Below are 18,682 nucleotides of genomic sequence, written 5' to 3' on the forward strand. Positions count from 1 at the left end.
AAATCAGATTTCGAGGTTTAAAAATCAGAGGGGGTTCAGCACTCATCCCCGTTCGTGTGATTTAATGTACTCGGATGGCGTCATACCCGCCCATTTTTTGAACACCTGGCTAAAATATTGGGCGTTCCCGCCAAAGCCGAACCATTCCGCCAGCTCAAACACCTTGACGTCTCCCGTCTCCCGAATATGCTCAGCCGCACGTTCGATCCGGTAACGATTCACGTAATGCGAAAAGTTTTCACCCGTTACCTTTTTGAAAATTTTCCCCAGGTAGTCGGAATTCATATACAGCATTTGCCCGGCCACTCCGTTTAGTGACAAGTCGGATTTTCGATAGTTCTGTTCAATAATGGTGATCATTTTATCCACGGTGGAGGATTGGCGACACACATTGCTCTTATAGTAGATTGCGGTCATTCGTCCGGCGGTCTCCTTCACAAAGGATTTAAGAGCAGCAAGCGTTTTTTGCTCTGCCAGCACGGCCATTCGGCTCGTAAACTCGGAACGCTCCTCTTCAGGGCATATACGGATCATGGCGGCATACAGCTGAAGCACATAGGAACGGGTCACAGAAATTTCAAGTTTCATACGGGACAGGATGCCGAACAACCGATCCACTTCCCGGGCAACCTCCTCCGTATTTCCCGCTTTGATCAGCAGACCAAATTTTTCCTCGTCCAGCTCCAAATCTGCCATCTCCCGCGGGTCCTCGGTCGCCAAATCTTCCTTCGTAATCAAACTGCCCTCCCCAGTGTAAAAACGATGATTCATACAATGCAATGTCTCCCGGTACATCCCCCGCGAATGCTGCATACTGTCCGACTCGCTAACCGCAACCGTTACCTCCAGCTTGTAAAAACGACGAAACGTTGCACGTACCGCGTCGATCTGGTCCATAAGCCTGGACGTATCATCCCCGCTTTCCAGCACAATGAGCAGCTGTCCTTGCATGGTCGTACCGAGCAGGACATGCTCCATTAAATCTGCTGCAATATTTTGCAACGCAAACAGATGCTCCGGCTCATGGGATTCCTCTACCCGCAGCAGCAGCATTCGCACCTGCTTATTCTGCAGCTCCAGTCCGAATAACCGCTCATAAAAAGCGATATCACGGCTTCCGTAGGTTTTATACGAAATGAACTCCTTTAAAAAGTGCTCCTTCACATGAGGCAGCATACGCTGAAAATCAAGCTTCATCCGGTTCACAAACTGCTTGCGTTCCTCATGCTCCTCCCGCTCCTGACTCAGCTCGGTTAGTGCCTCATGGATTTGCCGCTCATTGCAGGGCTTCAATAAATAGTGCTTTACCCCATATTGCATAGCCCGACAAGCATAGTCGAAATCTTTATAGCCGGACAACAGAATGAACCGAACGTCTGGAAAATGCTCCGTCGTTTTGGCAACCAACCCGATGCCATCCAAACCTGGCATAGAGATGTCGCTAATCACAAAATCAGGCGGACTGGCCTGAATCTGATCATAAGCCTCAATCCCGTTTCGAGCCGTACCCACCAGTTGTGTCCCTGCTTTGCTCCAATCCACCACCTGTGATATGCCTTCCAAAATCACACGCTCATCATCAACCAGCAGCACCTTGTACATGCCCCTGTTCCCCTTTCACATATGGAATACAGACATGAATCGACGTTCCTGTTCCTGACTCACTGTGCAGCTCTATCCCCCATGGAGTGCCAAAGGTCAGGTTAATCCGTTCCTGAATATTGGTAAGGCCAATGCCCTGTCCACGGGTCGTGACCTGCCCGCTTCGCAGCTTTTCCAAAAAATCCTGCGTCATTCCCGGTCCGTCATCCTCCACCTGCAGGAAAAGCGCACCTTCCCTCACTCTGGCAACAATAGAAATCCGGCACGGCTCAATTTGCGGCTCCAGAGCGTAATGGATTGCATTCTCCACCAAGGGCTGAAGCGTCAGCTTCGGTATTTGCGCATCCATCAGCTCCTCTGGTACATCCAGATGGAAAACAAGCCGCTCATCGAAGCGCGTTTTTTGAATCGTGACGTAGCTCCTCACGATATCCAGCTCTTTGCGAAGTGGGATGAGCTGTTCTTCAGAGCTGACCGCACTGCGCAGCAGAAAGGCAAGCGCCTCCACCATTTCCGAGATGCGATCCTGCTTATTGGCCTTGGCGAGCCAGTTCACAGACTCTAATGTATTGTATAGAAAATGCGGATTAATCTGTGCCTGGAGCGCCTTGAGTTCCGTTTCCCGCAGCAATAGCTGCTTGGCAACATTTTCATTAATGAGCTCACGGATGCGGCGGATCATCTTTTTGTACGTTCGATGCAGCAAACCCACCTCATCCTGGGTGGAAAGGGGAACCGCACCGAGTGCTTCCTCTTCCAGACGGTCAAGATCGCCTTTTTCAATTTTGCGCATGTTCTGGATGAGTTGAACGATCGGCCTGGTAATGCTGCCGGATAACCGGGCTCCCAGCGCCAGCGCAATCAGCAACATAATGACAAAAATTGCGCTTACAATTTCTTTGATTATCGTAATGCTGCGAAACATATCATCAAAGGGGGTCATATGCAAATATGTCCAGCCCGTATAAGAGGATTTGGTTTGAGCTGCAAAAAAGGTCCCGCCTGTGTAGGTCGCAATGCCGTAAGGCTGCTTGCGCGCAAGCTCGGCCTGCATATCGCTCTCACTCAAAAGCGGTGCTTCGGGATAAATCATCTGCTTGCCATCTGTAATCATCAGCTGTCCATCACGGCCTGAGGTCTGCACACGATCTGCTACAATCCGGTCAATCCGCACACGAATTGCAAGCGTTCCGAGCCCTTTTAACGTAAAATTGGTATCTGTAAAGGATTTGAACTGGCGCGCTGCCAGCAAGGAGGAGTGACCTGCTACATACCATGCGTTGGAACCGTTATATTCAGCCGCCAGCTCCGACAGGGTGGACCGAAGCTCTGGGGGAATTCCTTCACGGTTGCCCGCACTCATGACCTGCCCCTCTTTGTCGATCACCATCATAGAATAGACATAGGTTTCGGAGCCTGCGAAGGCGACAAGCCTGTTCGTTATTTTTTTACGCAGCACCATTTTGGTATAAGGCGAGGTTTCACTTTCCAATTGCAGCAAATAACGCTGAAGCTGCTCATCCGTTGTCACCTTAAAAGTGATCTTTTCAACATCCCTTAGTTCATTTTCAATGCCAATCGAAGAAATATTCAGAACTTCTGATGTTTTTTTATACATTTGATTATCATAAATATGAAATACGTATTTTAGGATGACTGCAAAAACCGCAAAATTGACCAGCATGAGCACTATGATTAATAGAATCATTTTATGATGAATTCCAGCATTTTTGTAAGCGCTCTTAAAATAGGTCATCCGTAAGTATCGCCCCCTTTATAACATACAAAATACCCCATGCCTGGGTCATTCGGCAAGAGGTATTTGTGTTTGCTTAGCGCTGGTCGGAGGGGTCCGATTGGTTCGCCTTTTTCATATATTCATCGTATCGGTCGTCCAGTTCCCGTGCCATACTGCGGTATTTGCGGGTCTCCTCGACAATGGGATCGATATGCGTTTGAATCCGCACCTCATATTTAGGGCTGAGCCGTTCCCGTTTTTTGGCCTCATTCTCACGAATTTCGCCTTCTGTCAGCAATTCACTGAGCTCACGCTCCAAATCCTCGGATCGGCCCATCATCCTTCCTCCTTCAGCGATTTAGGTGTATTATAACCCGGTTGCATCTGCTTCTTTCAGCACTTGAATAAGTTGGGAATGAATAGCTGTATTCGTAGCTGCAATATGCCGCACGCTCAAATCATAAGGTCTGCCCAGCGTATCGGTGATCGTTCCGCCCGATTCCTGTACCAGCAGAGCGCCTGCTGCCACATCCCAGGCATTCAAACCGATTTCGCAATAGGCTGACAGCCGTCCCGACGCCACATAAGCCAGATGCAGTGCTGCCGAGCCGAGCGCCCGAATGCCTCGTACCTGCGGTGTAAGCACCTGCGTAATTTTCATATTCAGCGGCTGTGCATACGCACGATCCGGTGGGAAGCCGATGCACACCAGACTATCTCCCAGTGTTTCCTCTCTTGATGCCTGCATCCGATTGCCATGAACATAGGCGCCTTTTCCTTTTTCCGCCACGAACATTTCATCGCGGGACGGATCATAAATGACGCCGACAATCACCTCTCCACGGTGGGCCAAGGCAATCGACACGCTGTAGAACGGCAGACTGTGCACAAAATTAGTGGTGCCATCTACTGGATCAATAATCCATAAGTATTCCTCTTCACGGGCAGCCTCTAATGCGCGAGCCGAAGCCTCAGCCCCCGGTTCCACGCCCTCTTCACCCAAAATGGCATGATCGGGGAAATGGGTGAGGATCAGCCTGCGGATCATCTGCTCTGCACCTTTATCCACCTCGGTTACCAGATCCGCAGAAGATTGCTTGGTGTTCAATTGTTCAACCGTTCCCAGTCTGCTCTTAATCCATTCCCCAGCTTTGGATGCCGCGTTAATAGCCACGGCGGTATAGCTTTTTCCTGATACGATATAGGGAACCTTTTCGTTTTCATGTTCGTTCAACGTGTTCACTCTACTTTCTATATCATTGTTACGTGGTTGACGAGGCTGCCATACAGCACAGTCTCTTAACCATCTTTGTTAAAAGTACAACTTTGCTAGTTTGCACAATCTAGTATACACAATAGGTTTCATAAAGTTTCTCTATTTGGGAACTTTATCCGCAAAAATCCTACACCCTAAGGCGCAATTTCCACGGATGCCCCATGCAACACTTTAACCCTGTCACCTAAAGCCCTTTTCTACTGATCATACCCGGAAAAGCATCTGCTGATTCAGTGACATTGCATATATTGCAGGAAAGCGCCACTAGGATTGCTGCTGCGCTCCAAAAAACATTTCATCCGCCAAGGCGGTCTGGATTCTCGATTCCTCTTCATTCAGCTTGCGAATAAGGATCATTTCAACCTCGGTCACTTCGTCGCCCTGAAAATTGATTTCAGCGATACAACCCACAATTTGTACGATGGCTACTGCCACATTGTCCGCGCTGTAAGCGATCACCTTCTGGCCTGTCGGGAACACACGCAGACCGGATTTAACCATTTTGCCGCGTCCGTATTCCAGCAGTTCGTACAGCTCCTGTTCGCTCTTGAATTTACACACCGAGTTAAATTCAGTTTGAAAGCCCATGTTTAGCCGCCACCTTTCCATACATATGAACAAAAAGGAGAGTGATCAGCTCCCCTTTGTTTCGTTTTATGAGTTCTCGTAGTGAAGTGCAGACCTGCGTTCATAACGCTCCAGTGCGAGTGCAATCATGCGATCCAGCAAGCTTTGGTAGGATACTCCGGTTTCTCTCCACAGCAATGGATACATGCTGAACGGTGTAAAGCCCGGCATGGTGTTCACTTCATTGATCAAAATATGTCCATCCGAGCGTCTGACGAAGAAATCTGCACGGGAAATCCCACAGCCCTCCAGAGCCCGGAATGCTTGTAGGGCGGCCTCGCGAATACGATCTGCCACTTCCTCGTCGAGCGGTGCCGGAATAAGCATTTCCGATTGGCCGTCCGTATATTTGGCAGCATAATCATAGTAATCGCTGGACGATACAATTTCACCCGGTACGGAAGCAATCGGCTCGTCGTTGCCAAGCACGCTGACCTCGATCTCACGCGCATCTACGTACTCCTCCACAATCACCTTCAGGTCAAATTGCAAAGCCAGTTCCACAGATTTCTCCAGCTCTTCCCGGTTATTGGCTTTGGAAATACCGACACTTGACCCCAGATTCGCCGGTTTGACAAAGCACGGATAACCGAGCTCCGTTTCGATGCTGCGCACCAGATCATGACTGGTTTGTGCCCACTGTGTACTATTAAAATAACAGTATTTCACTTGCGGCAAGCCTGCATGCTCAAACAGCTTCTTCATGACGCCTTTGTCCATCCCTGCGGCGGAAGCCAGCACTCCTGCACCGACATAAGGCATATCCGCCATTTCGAATAGACCCTGAATCGTTCCGTCCTCGCCAAAGGTGCCATGCAGCAGCGGAAACAACACATCCAGCGTCTGCTCTCCGTACAGCTTGCCAAACAACGTATCCAGTGCCGCTTTGGTGCCGCCCTCTGCACGTTCCAGCTTCAATTGCTCCAATGAAGCCAAAGGTGCGCTCAGCAGCGGCCCTCTGCGCCAATCGCCAGCCTTTGTAATATAAAAAGGAATAATCTCGTATTTCTCATAATTAAACGCGTTCATTACCGCATACGCCGTTTGCAGCGAAACCTCATGTTCGCCTGATTTGCCACCGTACACCAGCCCTACGGTTAATTTTTGTTTTGCCATGCTATCCTCCGCTTTCCTGCTTTCGTCATTGTGCCTGATGTGCATCACTGTACCTGTTATTCATCATCTTTTTTAAAAATAGTCGGCGATATGATAAAAGCGATATACCGTGCTATCCGTCCATGCATACGAATTTTTGTAGTCCCAATAACGATGTCTGGAGCTTACCGTATGTGCATTGACCAGCGGCATGCCACCCGCATCAAAGGCCGTTACGATCGTGCTGTGCTGAAAGGTCCCGTCACCGTCCCAATCGTAAAAAATGACGTCTCCCAGCATAAGCTGCTCCGGACGGCTCACCTGTTCAGCGGTCAAGCCCCACGAGCTTGAGCCCAAAAACCGCTCCAGGCTGTTGGAAACCGCCCAGCTATAACTCCACAGCTCACGTCCGGCGACCCGTCCTTTGTACCACCAGCCCGATTCTCTTTTACCAGTATAGTGGATCGGTGCGCCCCCTGCAAAGAGGCATTGCGAGATATAATTGGTGCAATCCACATCGAAACCTTCAAACTCCGGGTTGAAGCTATCCCACCACTGATCTGCATAGGCCGCCGCTTCCTCGCGCCGATATCGGCTGGGACGTGCCGATGTGCCAAAGCCCAGCACTCCGCGATTCAGCAACGGCAGACTCCCCCCTTGATTAAACGACGCCTGTTCAAAAGGTACTTCTCCTCCCGCAGGCTTCCTTTCTGCCGGATCGCGCTCGATTCTCGTCACCTGCCAGGCTTCTCCCTCACGCGTGAACGTCAGCCGCTCCTGTTCAATTCGATCCTCCCGGTGGGTCATCCCGCCCTTCTCATAAAAGAGCCGGACATGCAATTGTACGTCTATTACGGCCTCATCCGAGGTATCCTGCACAATCCGCAACGGCTTGGCTCGAGTCTCGCTGCGCAAGGGAACAGCATCCCGTTCGTTATACCACTGCTCCAATCTGGCCGCACGCGCCGCCCGTTCCATCCGCTGATCCACCTCCAGATATTCATCCGGTTGCGGTGCCCCATTCACCTCACTGCGATTGTACTGATTCACGTATGCAAAAAGAGCCTGTTTCCATTCCCGCTCCCCCATCCCTATCCCTCCCGTATTCGTCCCGCTACCCTTCTCCGCCAATAGCCGGGATGATGTATAACTTCCTTTTTTCCCTCTCTGGACTGATATGCACTCTATCTATAAGTATGAATCTCTAAAGCTTGGTATGAACATCGAAACACGAGGAAGTGGAACGTTTTATTTTCCAGTCTGCAAACATATAATTTAGGCCAAAAAAACTTTACGGAACCGCCTGAAAACGGTATACTTAATCCAAAAGCAATCATTTTGAAATCAAGTTTCATCTAATGAAACGAATTTCATTCATCTCAATCTTTAACACGCAATGAATCACTGAAGATTAAATTGAGAACGCAACCAATTTAAACCAACCGTGCAAGACATCGAAAAAAACGACATTCCTATTCACCCCACAAGCATTCACTTCAAGGAGGTAATACCTATGTCAGGAAAAGATCAATTCTCCATTGCCCGCAGTCTCGAAGTTAACGGCAAGCCTTATCGTTATTACAGTCTCAAGGCTCTGGAGGAACAAGGAAAAAGCGGTGTTGCCAAGCTGCCCTTCTCCATTAAAGTGTTGCTGGAAGCCGCGGTTCGTCAATTTGACGGACGCGCCATTACAGAGGAGCATGTACAGCAGCTGACAGGCTGGGCCGAGGATCGTGACACCAACAAGGAAATCCCATTCATCCCGGCACGCATCGTGCTTCAGGATTTTACGGGTGTTCCAGTCGTTGTCGATTTGGCAGCCATGCGCGATACCGTAAAAAAAGCGGGCGGCGATCCAAAACAAATCAACCCGCTCGTCCCGGTCGATCTCGTCATCGACCACTCGGTTATGGTTGATGCCTTTGGTTCCAGTGACGCGCTGGACTACAACATTAATGTAGAGTTTGAGCGTAACGAGGAGCGGTACCGTTTTCTGCGCTGGGCGCAAACGGCGTTCAACAACTTCCGCGCTGTACCGCCGTCTACCGGTATCGTCCATCAGGTCAATCTGGAGTATCTCGCATCCGTAGCCGCCACCAAAACCATTGACGGCGAGACGGTCGTTTTCCCGGATTCCCTCGTGGGAACAGACTCCCATACTACGATGATTAACGGACTTGGCGTTGTAGGCTGGGGCGTCGGCGGTATTGAGGCAGAGGCGGGTATGCTGGGGCAGCCGCTCTATTTTGTCACTCCCGATGTGATTGGCTTCAAGCTGACGGGCAGCCTGTCGGAAGGGGCTACTGCTACGGATCTGGCGCTGACAGTCACTCAAATGCTGCGTAAAAAAGGCGTGGTCGGCAAATTCGTAGAATTTTACGGTCCCGGCCTGGCCAACATCAGCCTGGCTGACCGTGCGACCGTTGCCAACATGGCACCGGAATACGGCGCAACGATCGGGTTTTTCCCGGTTGATGCCGAAACCCTAGCTTACCTGCGCAGCACTGGACGCTCCGATGAGCAAATCAGCCTCGTCGAGGAATATTACAAGGCGCAAGGCATGTTCCGCACAGCCGATACGCCGGACCCTGTGTTCAGCGATACGATTGAGCTGGATCTGGCTTCGGTTGTACCGAGTCTCGCCGGACCCAAACGTCCGCAAGACCGCGTAGAATTGAACCGCATGAAGGAAAACTTCGAAGGCATTATCCGTACCCCGGTGGACAAAGGCGGCTATGGTCTGAGCGATGAGAAAATCGCACAAAAGATTCCGCTGACCCATCCGGATGGCTCTACCAGCGAATTGGGTACAGGAGCGGTCGTCATTGCGGCAATCACAAGCTGCACGAACACCTCCAACCCAAGCGTTATGGTCGGTGCGGGCTTGCTTGCCAAAAAAGCGGTGCAACGCGGACTCAAAAAGCCGGGCTATGTTAAAAGCAGCTTGACACCGGGTTCCCTGGTCGTGACGGAGTACCTGCAAAAGGCCGATCTGATCGGCCCACTGGAAGCACTCGGCTTCCATGTGGCTGGTTACGGCTGCGCGACCTGCATCGGCAACTCCGGGCCGCTTCCTGACGAAGTGAGTCAGGCCATTACAGATAACGATCTGACCGTGGCCGCAGTCATTTCCGGCAACCGGAACTTTGAAGGTCGTGTGCATGCGCAGGTCAAAGCCAACTATCTCGGCTCACCGCCACTGGTTGTCGCTTACGCGCTGGCAGGTACGGTGAACATTGATTTGGCGAATGACCCGCTCGGCTACGATCAGGACAATCAACCGGTTTACCTGAAAGACATCTGGCCTACTTCCGAAGAAATCAAGGAAGCCATCAGCCTGTCGCTCAGCCCGGATATGTTCCGTCGCAAATACGAAAATGTATTTACGGCCAACGAAAAATGGAACTCCATTTCAGTCCCTGAAGGCGAACTGTATGAATGGGATGAAAACTCGACTTATATTCAAAATCCGCCGTTCTTTGAAGGACTTCAGGATGGCGTGCAGGATATCAAAGAAATTCGCAATGCCCGTGTGCTTGCCCTGTTGAACGATTCGGTTACGACAGACCATATCTCACCAGCAGGCAACATCGCCCCTTCCAGCCCGGCAGGACTGTACTTGAAGGAGTATGGTGTGGAGCGTAAGGACTTCAACTCCTACGGCTCCCGCCGTGGTAACCATGAGGTCATGATGCGTGGTACATTTGCCAACATCCGTATCCGCAACAACGTGGCTCCCGGCACCGAAGGCGGCGTGACCAAATACCTGCCAACGGATGAGGTCATGTCCATCTATGATGCGTCCATGAAATATCAGGCAGCCGATCAAAACCTGATCGTTATTGCCGGTAAGGAATACGGTACAGGCAGCTCGCGTGACTGGGCGGCCAAGGGTACGCTTCTGCTGGGCGTGAAAGCTGTTATCGCCGAAAGCTTCGAACGGATTCACCGCAGTAACCTGGTCGGTATGGGTGTGCTGCCACTGCAATTCCAGGAAGGTTACAGCTGGTCCAGTCTGGGACTGAACGGCCGCGAAACCTTTGACATCCTTGGCATTGACAATGACGTGAAGCCAGGCCAAGAGCTTACGGTTGTAGCCAAACGCGAGGATGGCACCAAGTTAGAGTTCCCGGTAATTGCCCGACTGGACAGCACCGTGGACATCGACTACTACCACAACGGTGGCATTCTGCAAACCGTATTGCGTCAAATGATTCAAGAATAAAAGCGCATAAATCGTATAAATAACAAAATCCCCTCCAAATGCAGTTGAAACTGCAAATTGAGAGGGGATTTTTTACATGCTCGAAGCTTTCAGATGGAAATATGAACCGAAATTAGTAACGGTGCAGATTTTCTCTGGATAAGTGTTTCATATTTGCCTCACCGGATAACCGTAGGGCAGAGATTAGCTGCGACTTATATTGCTCGATAACCTGGACTACTCCTTCTTCCCCGTACGCCGCCAAACCATAAATATACGGCCTTCCGATAGAAACGGCATCCGCGCCCAAAGCCAGCGCTTTATATACATCCGTACCGCTTCTGATGCCACCGTCCACGATAATTGCGATCCTATCTTTAACCGCGTCAACAATGGGCGAAAGAGACTCCAGGGAGGATATTGCCGCATCCAGTTGTCTTCCGCCGTGGTTTGATACGATAATCCCTTCAAATCCCAGCTCGGCGGCTTTTTCTGCATCTTTTGGATGCTGTATGCCTTTTAAAATAATCGGCAGACTGGTGATTTCCCTCAAACGGAGAATATCATCCCAAGTCATATGATCCCTGCGTTTATTGTTTTCAATTTCTTTTATAATATTGTCTTCCGTCCATTCTGTGACCAACGCTTGAAATACAGGATCTTTACGAAAATTAGCTCCACCTCTGGTTGCTCTCACAGGCGAGAAGTGATGAACAAAGCTGCTGCTTCTCCATCCCAATACGCCTGTGTCTACGGTTACGACAATCGCTTTATATCCGGCTTGCTCTGCCCTTTTCACCATGCTGAAAGTGAGAGCTTCATTGGTTGACCAGTAGAGCTGGAACCAGTTATTTCCCTGCGGGGTGTGTTCGCTTATTTCTTCCAAAGAATAATCAGAAACCGTACTTGCGATATAAGGGACACCCGCCTTTTCGGCAGCCTTGGCAGCGGCAAGTTCTCCTTGCGGATACGCAAGTTTTTGGTAGCCGACCGGCGCTAACAGAATTGGAGCTTGTATAGGCTGGTCCAATATGGAAGTGCTTATTTCCACAGAAGATACGTCCCGCAGCACTCGCGGAATAATCGCCCATTGACGAAACGCCGTTTCGTTCGCCAGCAGTGTCTCCCCACTTCCCGATCCGCCTCTAATATATTCAAAAGCACCGCGTTCCAATTTTTCTGCGGCCAACGCTTCCCAATCCTTATAAAAGACGGGCATGGGGTTCCTGGTCATGATCTTCCCTTCTTTCCAGCTATAATAAAGAGAGCAGCCCGGAAACCGGATAGTTCTCCAAGTCCTCGACATATTGCAGGATTCGGCGTGAAGTCTGGTCGTTTTGCAGGCAGATCTTCAGTTTGTATTGCATTTCCTCATCCGTTAACGGCTGCAGGGCCGAACCTTTGGGAGCATCCACACGCTCGCTCCATATTTCGTTGCGGTCTGTTATGATTTCCACAATTGTAAATCTGCCTTTCGGGATACTATCGGGAACAGGTTGAATGTCATCGCTATACCTTCTCTTGATCTTGCTCATGAACATTCGTACCTCTTCCGCAATAGGCTGTGCCTGAAAATTTCCAATTGAAAGCGGATAATGTAAAAGAATCAATGCGACAATATATTCAATGCTAAAGCGGCCTTGTTCACCTGTCAGCGGAGTATGCTGCACTAAAGCTGCATCGCCGCCCTGGGGGAAAATGATGTTGATCTGGTTGATTCGCTCCGGGTCTATCGGATAGTTAGCCACTAAACGCAAGGCTGCATCCGCTCCATGGTACCCGGCGGAGCAAAAGGGATACAGCTTAAACCATAAACCCGGGTTTGCTATTTTCCATGAGCCATGCTGCCAATGATCCAATAAAAAAGGAGCCGCATAGGGTTCGCCTTGTCCGTATACGGCAAAAAAGCCCAGCTCCTGATCCAATCCTGCCGCCGTGCTGCTTAACTGATATTCGGTAAATAAAATCGATTGCAGGGCCGCTTGCGAAGCCAAACCCGCATGCAACGGCTTGGCCTCCGTTCCGAACTGAACTCTTAGACCGCTGGCCTGCGTTGCCGCCAAACCTATCACCTGGCGCATTTCCTCATGATTCATGCCTAGGAAATAGGCTCCCGCAACAGCAGCGGCAACGGTTCCGAGTGTACCGGTATTGTGCCAGCCTTTGGCATAATGGTCTTTTCCGATGGCTTGCCCGAGCCTGGCCATAACTTCCACCCCGATAATATAGGAGGCCAGGAGCCTTTGGCCATTCAAAGCTTTTGCGGTCGACCTGCTTGCAGCCAGCGAAAAAAGCACCGGCAAAATAACAGTGCTCGGATGGCCGCGAACATCGGAATGAACATCGTCAAAGTCAAGCGCGTGGCCTATAAACCCGTTTAAGAGAGCGGCATGAAGCGGCGCTGCTTTCATATTCTGACCGATGACAGGAACAGGTCCTGCTCCGCCGTCCATGTCCAAATGCTTTTTAAGCTTCTGGACACTTATATCGCCGCTGGCCGCATGACATGAGGCAATAAAATCAACAAGCCCCATTTTAGCCATATGCACCGCTTCTCGTGAGGCCAGCGGGTTCGCAGCCTGAATGCAGTCAACAAACCGACTTGTTAACGACAGATTGTTCAGTTCCATTGCTCCAATACTTTCACGGCCAGATGTGAGAAATAATTTGCGGCGACAATCAGAGCATCTTCATTTAGCGAGTATGCGGGATGATGCCATTCCTGAGGACCATCCACACCCATCCATACAAAAAATCCGGGAATGGTTTCCTGATAAAAAGCAAAATCTTCTCCGCCGGGACTTTGCGCGGCATCTACGACCTTATAGCCCAAGTCTTTGGCCGCATCCGTGGCCACATCCGTAAATCTCCCGTTATTATTCACGCAGGGAAGATAACTGTACCAACGGAAATCCACCTCGGCTCCGTATCCGGCGGCAATCCCTTCCGCAGTGCGTTTCATGAGCACAGGGATACGACTTCGCGCTTCCTCCTGAAAGGTCCGCACGGTTCCTTCCAGCTCCGCTTTGTCCGGAATGACATTCCATGTGTTCCCGGATTGGAACCGTGTCACACTAATAACCGCATTGTGAAACGGGCTAAGGCTCCGGCTGACAATCGATTGCAGGCCGGAAACAATTTGCCCACCGACCACAATAGGATCGATGCTGTTATTTGGAATACCGGCATGGCCGCCCACGCCGATCACATCCAACTCAAATTTATCTACACTGGCCATCAACGGGCCTTCTTTGATGCCAATTGTACCGACAGGCAAATCAGTCTTATTGTGCATGCCAAAAATGGCCTCCACCCCTTCAAGCGCTCCGGCTTGGGCGATTACTTTCGCACCTTGGGCAATTTCCTCTGCCGGCTGAAAAATGAATCTGACCGCTCCTTTTAATTGCGACTTTTTTTCTTTCAGCAAAATAGCCGCTCCAATTATAGAGGCGGTGTGAAAGTCATGTCCGCACGCATGCATAATCCCGTCATTTTTAGACACAAAATCCACTTTCGTTTCTTCTCGAATGGGCAGGGCGTCGATATCCGCCCGAACGGCAATGGTCGGTCCGGGAAGCTCACCCTGGATTTCGGCAATTACGCCCACCTCTAGCGGAAAATCAAGAATTGGAATGCCATTGTCCGCCAACCAGCGTTTAATCCGGGCAGTCGTTTCATGCTCCTGCAAGGAAAGCTCCGGATGTTCATGCAATTCTCTGCGGTATGCGACTAGCTTTTGTTGTAATTGTTTTTGATTATCAGAAAGCGCCACTGAACGATTCCTCCTTCGTTTCCTCTTCGCTGCCAGCTGCTCTGCTGCCCAACTGCTGCAAAAATTGTTTGGTTCGCGGATTTACGGATTGCTCAAAGATTTGCGCTGGAGTTCCCTGCTCGACAATATGTCCGTCAGCCATAAAAATAATCTTGTCGGCTACTTCCTTCGCAAAGGCCATCTCATGCGTGACAATGATCATCGTCGTGTTCTTTTTCGCAATATACCGGATCACCTGCAATACCTCGGCCACAAGCTCCGGGTCCAACGCGGAGGTCGGCTCATCAAACAAAATCGCATGGGGATCAACCGCGAGCGCCCTGGCAATGCCGACACGCTGCTGCTGTCCGCCGGATAAGGTAACCGGGTAGTTGTCCTTTTTATCCACCAGGCCGACCTGCTTCAATAAATCGAGCGCGATTTGACTTGCAGCTTCTTTTTTCATTTTTTTGGCGATCACTAAAGATTCCGTAATATTCTGCAGAGCTGTTTTATTCTTAAACAAATTATAATTCTGAAACACCATCGCCGTTTGCTGTCTTAATAAATGCGCTTCTTTCCCGGAAAATTTTTCAGCGTTTATCCTGGCGCTTCCGATTTCTATTTCCCCCTGATCGGGAGTTTCCAATAAATTCAGACACCGGAGCAATGTTGATTTTCCTGAGCCTGAAGGGCCGATAATCGCAACGACTTCGCCCTGTTTCACCTCTATATTGATGCCGTCTAGTACAACCAAATTGCCAAAACGTTTATGCAGGTTTTTAACCGATATCATTCGTCAAAACCTCCTATTGTTGATAAGGCCGGTTAATTCTTTGTTCTGCCACGCGCTGAAGTGACGATACTCCGATAACAATAAACCAATATAAAAGTCCGACTGCCAAATACGTTTCAAAAAATTTGAAGCTTTCCGCCGCCATCATTTTGGCTTGGGCAAACATCTCGGCCACACCCAACGTAAACGCCAGTGCCGTTTCTTTAATAAGCGTAATAAATGTATTCCCAGTACCGGGTAGCGCGTTACGCGCCGCCTGCGGCAGGATCATCCGGCGGTAGGTTTGAAATTTCGTCATGCCAACCGATAAACCCGCCTCCAATTGGCCTTTATCAACCGAATTCAGCCCAGCTCTGAAAATTTCCGCCAGAAATGCCGCTTCTTTTAAACTCAAGCCAATCAGCGCGGCCGTTAATGCCGTCATATTATTAAAAGCGGGAATTAACTGCGGCAGGCCAAAGTAAAATAGAAATAGCTGCACCAGCATCGGGATCGCCCGAAAAAAAGAAATATAGACAGCCGCAAGCTGTGTGAGTACAGGAATGCGGCTGTTTCTAATAAGTGCCACTATTAGGCCGAGGATACTTGCCATTATCATGGCCGTTACGGCCATGATAATGGTTAAGGGTAAATATTTAATAATGTTGGGAAATACGGACAGCATATATTCAAAATCGAAATCCATTGGAGAGTACACCTCAAGACTTAGTTTATTGTGTTACATCCTCACCGTAATATTTTTTCGAGATTTTTAATAACGTTCCATCATTGCGGAGCTTTTGGAGTTCAGTGTTAAATTCCTTCAGCAGCTTTTCACCCTGTTCCGTTCTGGCAAAAGGAAAGGACACATCATCATGTGAAATCGGATCGCCCACCAATTTGAGCGGAAGCTTGCCTTTGGCAATCTCAGCCAGAAGCGTAGTGGATGCGTTAATATATCCGTCCACCTTGCCCGTGATGACTTCATTCATGGCCGATTCACGCGTTTCGTATGTTTTTAAAGTAACTTCGCCTTTGGTATCCCAGGCTTTAAAATTCTTCACATTGTTGGACCCCAGAACGGCTGAAATGGTTTTTCCTTTTAGATCATCCAAAGTATTAATTTCATTATTGTCTGACCGGACAGCAACCTGTGTACCAAGGACTGAGTATTTGTCCGTAAAATTATATACTTTTTTTCTTTCATCGGTTACGGCTACGTTATTGGCAATCGTGTCCAGCTTGCCTGCTTCCAATTGACCCATCAATCCGGAAAAATCCGTCAGTGTCCATTCCACTTTGTAGCCAAGATTCTTGGCAACAGCCTCCAGCACTTCGACATCATAGCCGACCAGTTTATCTCCTTCTTTAAAGGAGTTTGGAAAGCTTTGTCCTGTCGCCCCTACTCTGAGCACTTTTTCTCCGCTTGAGCTTGTTCCATTGCCGCAAGCCGCCAACACGACCAGCAACACACTTGCAATCATAATACCAAGAAACTTTTTCATTATAATCCCCTCTGCTTTTATATGTTTTGAGTTACCTTAGATGCCTGCAGATCCTTTTTAAAGTAAACCGTTGTATGACCTCTGCCCAAATCTTTGGTGCCGATTTTGTGATACCCCTTGCTTTCATACATGGCAGACAGCCATGGGTGATTTTCCGCCGTGCCCAAGGTAACGGCCGGGCTTTTTAAATCGGACACTATTTTTTCTTCAGCCAATGACAAAATCTTCGATCCGATTCCTTGCCGCTCATTGGCCGGATCTACGGCCAGCCAGCCGATATGCGGTAGACCGGCAGGACCAGGTTGGCCCCCCCACGGCAGCCTGATGGCGACAGTCGCGATCATTTTCCCGTTTTGCTCCAGCACATAACACAAGTTATGGGTGATATGTTTTTTCACCAAATCCAGATCAGCATGTGCCGCGGCAAAATTTATCCCTAAATCCCTTATAGGTTGGTAAGCTCTTAATGTCAGGTCGAGCAATGCTTCCGCATCGTCAAGAACTGCCAGACGGAAATGCTGCTTCACCAGCACTTGATCCACTTTTTCAACCGCGGAGCCCAGATAGGTTTCAGGATTTAACAGCTCTTTTATTTTCGTTGCATCCAGCACCTTAGCGACTTGTTCATTGGCAACCAACACATCCTGAAATGGTTTATGCTCTTCAATGGCCTTCATCGACAGCTCATAAATAAGCTCATGTGCAGTCTGCTTCCCGTAGCTCTCCGCCAATGCGAACATGACTCTTTCCGATAATAAAAGCCCGCCTTGCAGATTTAAGTTTCGGAGCATGTTATCGGGCTTTACGATCAACCCCTGCAAAACCGTTTTGGTCGATAACAGTTGAGCAGACAGATAGATGCAGATTTCCGGCAAAGCAATCCATTCGCCCCGCCATGACATAGCATCACGTTCATGCTCCACGATGAGAGAATCCTGAATAAGGGACACGCTATGGAGAATCGGTCTTGTCAGGCTTGCGATCCCCTCCAGTGCTGCCGGATTCCGTTTATGGGGCATCGTTGTGCTGCCAATTTTCCCTATTGCAAAAGGTTCTTCAACTTCATCAATTTCCGACCGCATCAGATTATAGAATTCATTGGCAAGCTTGCCTAATGTACCGCTGATTAATCCGATAACACTGGCGTACTCCGCGATTCTGTCTCGCGACGAATGCCAACAAATCTCCGGCACGGACAAACCCAGTCTTTGTAGAGCGTTCGCTTCGATTTCAGGCCCTTTAGGACCAAAAGAAGCAAATGTCCCGACTCCACCTGCAATAACACCGGTAAATGTCCGGGCCTCCAAGCCTTGTAACCGTTCAATGTGGCGGTTTACTTCACTCAGCACCACGGATAATTTAAAGCCAAAGGTTGTCGGCAGCCCCTGCATGCCGTGAGATCGGCCGGCTATCGGCGTTCTTTTGTATTTTTCGGCAAGCTTTGCGAGCTCTCCCGCAACCTCTTTCAACTCCGAAAGGATAAGGGCATGCGCCTCTTTTAATTGCAGTATGGTTCCTGTGTCCACAATATCCTGGGTCGTTGCTCCAAAGTGGACATACTCTCCATCCTCACCGCATAATGACTGCAACGCTTTTATGGTTGCATTTAAAGAGTGCTTCGCTTTAGCCGATTCACTTGCGATTTCAGCAAAATCCACCAATTCAGCCTTCGCGTTTTTGGCAATCGTTTCGGCGGCACTCCGGGGGATAATTCCAAATTCCCCTTCCGCCAGGGCAAGAGCAGCCTCCACATCAAAATGCTTTTGCAGCCGGTTATGCTCCGACCAGATGCTGCGCATGTCAGCTGTTCCGAAATTATTTCTTAGCAATACCATATCTATTACATGGGAACTCATTACATTTCTTCCTTTCCGCCTAGCCTGCTTTTTCGTGTTCGACTACATTATAATACATAACAATGCCGAATTCACAGTTAACACATATGTTTTACCGCTTTACCTAATTACTATAATATATAGATCAAAATTTAGCATGTCAATAATTAAAATCTAAGACTAATTTCATAAGGGCGCGCTTAAGAAGTAATTGACATGGATTGGCGAACAGAGTATATTTTTCACAATATCATTTATTCCTCCCTATTAAGTC

General features: G+C 49.3%; 15 protein-coding genes. 1 reads left to right on the forward strand and 14 read right to left on the reverse strand.

All coding sequences use genetic code 11. The annotated features are described in order from the left end of the window. Nucleotides 1-42 precede the first annotated feature (42 nt). The 7 genes from B4V02_RS21385 to B4V02_RS21415 form a co-directional block, all read right to left on the reverse strand. Nucleotides 43-1,602 carry a response regulator transcription factor gene (locus B4V02_RS21385; protein WP_094156321.1) on the reverse strand — a complete coding sequence of 520 codons (1,560 nt, stop codon included), beginning with the start codon at nt 1,600-1,602 and terminating at the stop codon, nt 43-45. Further along, the gene (locus B4V02_RS21390) at nt 1,580-3,358 is read right to left on the reverse strand and encodes a sensor histidine kinase (protein WP_094156322.1); all 1,779 of its coding nucleotides are present in this window, start codon (nt 3,356-3,358) and stop codon (nt 1,580-1,582) included. The genes B4V02_RS21385 and B4V02_RS21390 overlap by 23 nt, the downstream gene beginning before the upstream one ends. A 76-nt stretch (nt 3,359-3,434) precedes the next feature. Further along, nucleotides 3,435-3,677: a hypothetical protein gene (locus B4V02_RS21395; protein ID WP_094156323.1), complete on the reverse strand. Its 243-nt coding sequence runs from the start codon at nt 3,675-3,677 to the stop codon at nt 3,435-3,437. A 30-nt stretch (nt 3,678-3,707) separates the two neighbouring features. After that, a complete protein-coding gene (locus B4V02_RS21400; protein ID WP_007428794.1) occupies nt 3,708-4,574 on the reverse strand; it encodes an inositol monophosphatase family protein in 867 nt (288 codons plus the stop codon). 306 nt (nt 4,575-4,880) lie between these two features. Next, complete coding sequence (locus B4V02_RS21405; protein ID WP_094156324.1) at nt 4,881-5,204, reverse strand: hypothetical protein; 324 nt, start codon at nt 5,202-5,204, stop codon at nt 4,881-4,883. 66 nt (nt 5,205-5,270) lie between these two features. Then, nucleotides 5,271-6,359, reverse strand: coding sequence for a D-alanine--D-alanine ligase (locus B4V02_RS21410; protein WP_094156325.1), 1,089 nt, complete (start codon nt 6,357-6,359; stop codon nt 5,271-5,273). Nucleotides 6,360-6,431: 72 nt separating this feature from the next. Further along, a complete protein-coding gene (locus B4V02_RS21415) occupies nt 6,432-7,427 on the reverse strand; it encodes an amidase domain-containing protein (protein ID WP_094156326.1) in 996 nt (331 codons plus the stop codon). A 424-nt stretch (nt 7,428-7,851) separates the two neighbouring features. Here B4V02_RS21415 and acnA point away from each other — a divergent pair, with 424 nt between their 5' ends. Then, complete coding sequence (acnA, locus tag B4V02_RS21420) at nt 7,852-10,563, forward strand: aconitate hydratase AcnA (RefSeq protein ID WP_094156327.1); 2,712 nt, start codon at nt 7,852-7,854, stop codon at nt 10,561-10,563. A 112-nt stretch (nt 10,564-10,675) separates the two neighbouring features. On the opposite strand, the gene B4V02_RS21425 is transcribed toward acnA, so the two are convergent. From B4V02_RS21425 to purB, 7 genes are read right to left on the reverse strand one after another with little or no spacing between them, the layout of a single operon-like run. Further along, nucleotides 10,676-11,776, reverse strand: a complete 1,101-nt coding sequence (locus B4V02_RS21425) for an alpha-hydroxy acid oxidase (protein WP_094156328.1) — start codon at nt 11,774-11,776, stop codon at nt 10,676-10,678. Between the two features lie 19 nt (nt 11,777-11,795). Continuing rightward, nucleotides 11,796-13,172, reverse strand: coding sequence for an MmgE/PrpD family protein (locus B4V02_RS21430; RefSeq protein ID WP_094156329.1), 1,377 nt, complete (start codon nt 13,170-13,172; stop codon nt 11,796-11,798). After that, nucleotides 13,163-14,314: a M20 peptidase aminoacylase family protein gene (locus B4V02_RS21435; protein ID WP_094156330.1), complete on the reverse strand. Its 1,152-nt coding sequence runs from the start codon at nt 14,312-14,314 to the stop codon at nt 13,163-13,165. The genes B4V02_RS21430 and B4V02_RS21435 overlap by 10 nt, the downstream gene beginning before the upstream one ends. Then, complete coding sequence (locus B4V02_RS21440) at nt 14,301-15,089, reverse strand: amino acid ABC transporter ATP-binding protein (protein WP_094156331.1); 789 nt, start codon at nt 15,087-15,089, stop codon at nt 14,301-14,303. The genes B4V02_RS21435 and B4V02_RS21440 overlap by 14 nt, the downstream gene beginning before the upstream one ends. A gap of 13 nt (nt 15,090-15,102) precedes the next feature. Next, nucleotides 15,103-15,774, reverse strand: a complete 672-nt coding sequence (locus tag B4V02_RS21445) for an amino acid ABC transporter permease (RefSeq protein ID WP_007428784.1) — start codon at nt 15,772-15,774, stop codon at nt 15,103-15,105. A gap of 25 nt (nt 15,775-15,799) precedes the next feature. Continuing rightward, nucleotides 15,800-16,579, reverse strand: a complete 780-nt coding sequence (locus B4V02_RS21450; protein WP_232289048.1) for an amino acid ABC transporter substrate-binding protein — start codon at nt 16,577-16,579, stop codon at nt 15,800-15,802. 11 nt (nt 16,580-16,590) lie between these two features. Continuing rightward, complete coding sequence (purB, locus tag B4V02_RS21455) at nt 16,591-18,429, reverse strand: adenylosuccinate lyase (protein ID WP_094156332.1); 1,839 nt, start codon at nt 18,427-18,429, stop codon at nt 16,591-16,593. Between the last annotated feature and the right edge of the window lie 253 nt (nt 18,430-18,682).

The organism is Paenibacillus kribbensis (genome assembly GCF_002240415.1).
Taxonomy (GTDB): Bacteria; Bacillota; Bacilli; order Paenibacillales; family Paenibacillaceae; genus Paenibacillus; species Paenibacillus kribbensis.